Origin of the sequence: uncultured Veillonella sp., assembly GCF_905209685.1 — a bacterium.
Taxonomy (GTDB): domain Bacteria; phylum Bacillota; class Negativicutes; order Veillonellales; family Veillonellaceae; genus Veillonella.
In genome coordinates, this window is record NZ_CAJLUB010000113.1 from 1 (window position 1) to 5,941 (window position 5,941).

At 38.3% G+C, this 5,941-nt stretch carries 6 protein-coding genes; all 6 read right to left on the bottom strand.

What is annotated here, in order from left to right; translation table 11 throughout:
* On the bottom strand, positions 1–1,085 hold a 1,085-nt coding region (locus tag QZ055_RS07685), incomplete at its 3' end, for a pyruvate carboxylase subunit B (protein WP_295220864.1).
* A 529-nt stretch (positions 1,086–1,614) separates the two neighbouring features.
* A complete protein-coding gene (locus tag QZ055_RS07690) occupies positions 1,615–1,941 on the bottom strand; it encodes a hypothetical protein (RefSeq protein ID WP_285365662.1) in 327 nt (108 codons plus the stop codon).
* A complete protein-coding gene (locus QZ055_RS07695; RefSeq protein WP_295825791.1) occupies positions 1,928–3,100 on the bottom strand; it encodes a glycosyltransferase family 9 protein in 1,173 nt (390 codons plus the stop codon). The genes QZ055_RS07690 and QZ055_RS07695 overlap by 14 nt, the downstream gene beginning before the upstream one ends.
* Positions 3,101–3,169: 69 nt before the next feature.
* Positions 3,170–4,111: a hypothetical protein gene (locus QZ055_RS07700; protein WP_213467691.1), complete on the bottom strand. Its 942-nt coding sequence runs from the start codon at positions 4,109–4,111 to the stop codon at positions 3,170–3,172.
* Between the two features lie 8 nt (positions 4,112–4,119).
* Entirely contained in the window at positions 4,120–5,058 is a 939-nt protein-coding gene (locus QZ055_RS07705; protein WP_213467690.1) for a phosphodiester glycosidase family protein, read from the bottom strand.
* Between the two features lie 11 nt (positions 5,059–5,069).
* Positions 5,070–5,873, bottom strand: coding sequence for a polysaccharide deacetylase family protein (locus QZ055_RS07710; RefSeq protein WP_295825793.1), 804 nt, complete (start codon positions 5,871–5,873; stop codon positions 5,070–5,072).
* Between the last annotated feature and the right edge of the window lie 68 nt (positions 5,874–5,941).

A 5,941-nucleotide genomic window follows, 5' to 3' on the forward strand; every position in this document is an offset into this window, starting at 1 on the left:
TAACGGTCGCCCATCATAACGTTCATCATAGCCATTGTACCAACGATTTGGGATGTTGGAGTTACCAATGGAGGGTAACCCAAGTCTTCACGAACGCGTGGCATTTCATCCATAACGTCGAAGAAGCGATCGCCCATACCCATTTCGTTCAATTGGTTTTGAGTATTGGACAACATACCGCCAGGAATTTGGTAACGACGAACAGCTGGGATTACATCGCTAGCTGGTTTCAAGTTGAATTCTTCAGCGATTTGTTGTTTTACTTTACGGAAGTGGTCAACTAATGGAATGTATTTATCAAGGTCAAGGCCAAGATCCCATTCAGTACCTTTGAACATTTCGATCATAGTTTCAGTAGCTGGTTGGCTAGTTGCATGAGCAAATGGGGAGATAGCAGTATCGATGATATCTACACCAGCTTTAGCAGCTTCCCAGTATGTAGTGCTTGCAAGACCGCAAGTGAAATGGCTGTGCAAGTCGATTGGCAATTCACCAAAACGTTTTTTGAATGTGGAAACTAAATCATATGCATCAGCAGGTCCTAACAAACCGGACATATCTTTGATACAAAGGGAATCAGTACCCATTTCTACCAATGTTTCAGCTACTTTCAAGAAGCTTTCAGTTGTATGAACTGGAGAAATAGTATATACCATTGCGGATTGAACGTGTGCGCCTGCTTTTTTGGAATATTTAATAGCAGCTTCCATGTTACGAGGGTCGTTCAATGCGTCGAAAATACGGATACGGTCAATACCATTTTTTACAGCAGCTTTACAGAATGCTTCCACTACATCATCAGAGTAATGTTTGTAGCCCAACAAGTTTTGACCACGAAGTAACATTTGTAGTGGTGTATTTTTTACATTAGCTTTTAATTTGCGAAGGCGTTCCCATGGATCTTCATTCAAGAAACGAAGACAGCTATCATAAGTAGCGCCGCCCCAACATTCAAGAGCTTCATAACCAATTTCATCTAAAAGGCCAAGCACTGGTTCCATTTGTTCATAACGCATGCGAGTTGCCAAAATAGATTGATGACCGTCACGAAGAACGGTTTCGCAGATTCTTAATTTTTTAGCCATGTTAATCCTCCAAATCGAAATAGTTTTGTGTATGTAATTTTATACATCCACCACACAACTATCTCATACCTATTTTTTTACGATTTTTGTAGAACTTGCTCACACAGGCAAATACTCTACAAATCGTTAAGACATACTTATATTAGACTACTTATAGAATTCTTTGTCAACAACCACATTATGCAATTTACTCATGATTTCATGTATTCTTTTATGATTTTTTCGTGATGGAACTCACAATAAAGTGCTAAAAAGCTAGAGTTTAACGTGTATTTTTAATCAAATCTTCTTCTTATTAATTGCTCTTTTTAATGAGAAACAAAAATTTATTTCGTAATAATTTTTAGTTATTATTTATCAGCTTTCAAAATATATCGGTATTTATAAATCTAGTAATTCGACAATCATCGGTACACTTATAACCTTATCAATTTTATTGATAATAACCCCCTTACTTCTACATTTTATAAATATACAAAAGAACCTACCTTTTATAGGTAGATTCTTTTACTAAATGCTCTTTATCATGTTATTTTTCAGGTTTTACCTTTTTAGGTGCTGTTTCAAGAACAATATTTTTACCATCTCTTTTGACTTGGATAGAGAAGTCCCCTTCCCCTTCTTTAAAGTATTCCATCTTAATGTCGAGCAACATTTTACCAATTAATGTTTCTACCTTATCTGTAAGGAATTCACGATAAAATGCATCTTCCTTTTGTTTTGTACTTTGATGTACTACAGGTTTCTTTGCAGAACGTTCCATATCTAGCATAGTATCTTCAAAATTTTCAGTATCTTTAAAGTTTTTCATCATATCCGCATCGGATAAACCTTTTTGAATTTTAAACTTTGCCATGTTTATCTCCTATCAATTCGAAAATCGCCTTTTTCACTCGTACTGAGTCAATACCAGACATACAATATTGATCAGGCTTAGGACAACGTCGTTTACGACAACCTAAGCAATCTAACTCATCATTAACAAGAACCTTAAAGTTTCCCGTTAATGGACCCCACAGTTTAGGATCCGTAGGGCCAAATAATGCTACTACTGGTTTATTTAAAGCCAATGCAATATGTAATGATCCTGTATCAGCAGTCACTATTACATCGCAACTTTCAATTAAAGCCCCTACCTCTTGAAGTGTGGTTTTACCCAGCATATTTAGCATAATTTTATCAAGGCCATCAGCTGTTAAGGAATCCATCAATGGTTTGTATTGAGTAGCCTCCTTTGGACCACCTAGACAAACAAAATTAGCTCTATACTGAAAGGATTTAATAAGAGAATACCATTTCTCTTGAGGCCACTCTTTCGTCACCCAGGACGTGCCCAACACAAGACCTACACGTAGTGGCTTTTCAACTTTGCTACGCTCCAAAGATGTGTCATAACTAATTGATTTCCACTGTTCTTCTGCCCAAACTTGCAAATCAGATGGCACAAAAAAGTCCATGTGGTATAGCTTTTTACCAGCTGCCCCATTTGTTATACAAGGTTTTACATTATCCTCAGAAACAGCACTGGATACATTTAGGTCACTATGCTCTGTAACGGCAATATTCAGTAATTCTGCTACCTCTATATATCGCTTGATAACATGATCCGTACTTGGCTTTGCTTTGTAGTTTGTAAACAGCCAATTTAGTTCTTTTGTACCACCAAGGCCAAGGCGAATAGGTGCACCTGATGCTAATAAAACGAGCCCTGTTATTAGTCGCCCTTGTACATCGACAGCCACATCAAATTTATATGGTTTCAACTTATCTCTAAGTTCCCACCACATGCGCCACATCGTTGGAATATGTAGTTTTTTAGAATGTGCTTCGTATTCATCCCGTTCCCATGGAATGATTTCATCTACATAGGGATTGTTTTTTAAAAGTTCTACCATACTAGGTGTTACAATCCAATGGAGCTTTGCCTCTGGATAGTGCTCTTTAATCCAGCGTGCTGCAGGTGTAGCATGTAGTATATCGCCTATGTAGCTGAGTCGTACAAATAATATATTCATATATATCCTTTTAGTACAAACTAGTATAGGAATAAAGCCTTTATAATGAATCATTATAAAGGCTTTTTCTTAAGATTTCTTTTTGCTATCACTAGAAGATTTAGAAGATGTATCATCTTCTGTTACCTTCGTAGTTTCGTCACTACCATCCTTAATGATAGTTTTTACATCAGACAATGTTAATTCATTGAATGTTGTTGGATGATTGTATTTATAAACTGGTTTGAAGCCTACACCGAGTTTACCAGTGTAAACAGTTAAGGCATTGTTATCCTCATCAACACGAGCAATATAGATAGTTTTATCCATATCAACACCGATTAAGCGGAATCGTCCTGGTGGATTGATAACACGCCAACCACCTTCAATACCATTAAACATGAAGATATCCCCAGTCTTGACATTATCATAGAAGAATCTATCTTCATCATAGAATACGCCGATATGACCAATATCTGTAGCTTGCATATAAACGCGACGCGTATCATAGTTAGCATCGGTACGATAAATGCGATATGCGTTTTCTTGAACCTTTACCTTCATGTAAACAACGTTTGTCGCTTCGGAATATGCAGCATCTACGATTTTACTGTTACGAGGCAAATCTTCAAGTTTTGTATCTACTTCATGTTCAGGATCGTCCGCATTTAGACGGGCCATAACAACCTCTCTAGAGTCATATAGACCCATGATAGCATAGTTACGGTCAGGCATCCAGCTGAAGTAACTAATAGAACGGCCCTTCAAATCAATCGTTGTAGGCTTGCTTTCATTAGCCTTATAAATTTTTAAAGAGCTTTCAGTAACAACCGCCATGAACTGACGGTCATAAGATACATATTTAGTCCCTTCCTTTACATCAGGAAAGTTCTTAGTATCATCCTTAGACGCGCCGGCTACATTAAAATCCGTAGTCGGTGCAAACATATATTGATCAAGGTATAGGTACACCCCACCTTGCAGAAGAATACCTACCGCAAAGGCGCTCAGTACACGCGTAAAAGGTTTCATGTGTCCTCCTATTTCACGATAAACGCCGTTGGGATCATGCGTTCCCCTAACAAATCGGCTGGTTTGTTTACTACTTTACCATTGAGGTATAGGGTAGAACTAGAACCACCATCTAAATTCGCTGCAATATAACAGCCTTTTTCATATAAAATATCTTGCACATCACGCAAGGTAGCTCCAATAGAGTACCCTGGTTGACGACCATCGATTACGAGGAATAACACTGTACCGTCTTTCTTTTGACCGATAGCAGTACGTGGGCCAACACCCCATCCGCCATCACCTTCAGTAATCATCTTCTTACCATCTACGATAAGAGGCGGACCAAAGGTAATACCTTCCATGGCTTTCATATCACCAAGTTGAGTTTTATCATAATTACCAGCAATAAGGTTACCAGATTTAGAGAAACCTACGAAGTCTACTGCTTCATCAGGACCTACATCCTTACCGATAACATATTCTCCATCATGCAAGATAAAGCCATAAGGCAAGCGACCTGTACCAGTACCATTAGGATCGTGGAAACCACCGCCGTTGATAGCAGCTACCGCATTATTCATTTTAGCAATATTACTTGTAGTATCGCCCTTTTCTTGAATGTTAGCCGCAGTACCTACTTGGATACGACGAGGATCTGGAATTTCTAAGATATAGCCTACATAACGAGCAGACTGAATCTTTTCAAGGTTCAAAGACTTGTCTTCACGGGCATTAAACTTGAATAAATCTTGGCTTTTCACCACGCCAACAGTACCTAAAATAGATTGTAGTTCTTCTTCATTAAATAGCCACGTAATGTAATGAGGATGGCGAGATTGCAATATAGCACCGATAACAGCGCGCTTTACATTATTAAATGGTCCAAAGAGCACCACGAACGGTGAGGTCACAACGGTAAATAAGAACACCATGATGATGAACTTTACCCAATTCTTTTTGAACAATGTATTTCTCCTTATAAATCAGTGAAATGCTCGGTGCTAATGCGTTCTTCAAAATGCTTGATATCTACCGCATTACCGACCCAAACACGCAAAATATTATATGGATTATCACCAGTATGGGCCCAGCCAGATTTCATGGCCATGCTCATTTTAATGCCTGCTTTCTTAGTAGCCGCATCGGTAAATTCATTTTTATCTCCATAAGGGTAACAGAACCAAGGATTATCCTTGATACCTACTTCTTTTGCAAGAGCTTCTTGAGCCTTCGTAATATTTTCTATTTGCTTAGCTTCAGACAATTGTCCCATTTCGATATGTTGGAACCCGTGATTAGAAATGGTGATACCATTCTTATGCATTTCACGAATTTGATCCCAAGTTAACCGAGTGCCTACATCGCCAGGATTGATAAACACAGTAGCTGCAAAACCATATTCTTTCATAAGTGGATATACGATAGAATACGTATCAGCATATCCGTCATCAAAGGTTAATACAACTGGTTTCTCTGGCACTGCAGCACCATTTACAACGTATTCATACAATTGGTCCATCGTCAATGGATTATAGCCATTATCCTTGAGGAACTTCATTTGTTCTCTGAATAAATCCTCACGAATAACCGCATCATTATCTTTATCGTCGCCAATTTTATGATACATAAGGACAGGAATGCCCGATGGATGTACCATCTTAACTTCTTTTGCTGGTGGCGCTGAACTAGTGGGCTCTGTTTTTTGTGAAAGCAATCCACAACCTGCCACCAGCATTGCCAAGGCCACAACTAATAGTGTTACTAACGGAATCCGTTTCATAGGTCCTCCTCTATCAGAACACAATTATATACAGAATATTATAACATTTCTATGAAGAATAGTAAAAA

Excerpts from the sequence above, each read along its gene's own strand:
- QZ055_RS07690 (WP_285365662.1), bottom strand. The coding sequence starts at position 1,941 with ATGGCAAAGTTTAAAATTCAAAAAGGTTTATCCGATGCGGATATGATG.
- QZ055_RS07695 (WP_295825791.1), bottom strand. The coding sequence starts at position 3,100 with ATGAATATATTATTTGTACGACTCAGCTACATAGGCGATATACTACAT.
- QZ055_RS07700 (WP_213467691.1), bottom strand. The coding sequence starts at position 4,111 with ATGAAACCTTTTACGCGTGTACTGAGCGCCTTTGCGGTAGGTATTCTT.
- QZ055_RS07710 (WP_295825793.1), bottom strand. The coding sequence starts at position 5,873 with ATGAAACGGATTCCGTTAGTAACACTATTAGTTGTGGCCTTGGCAATG.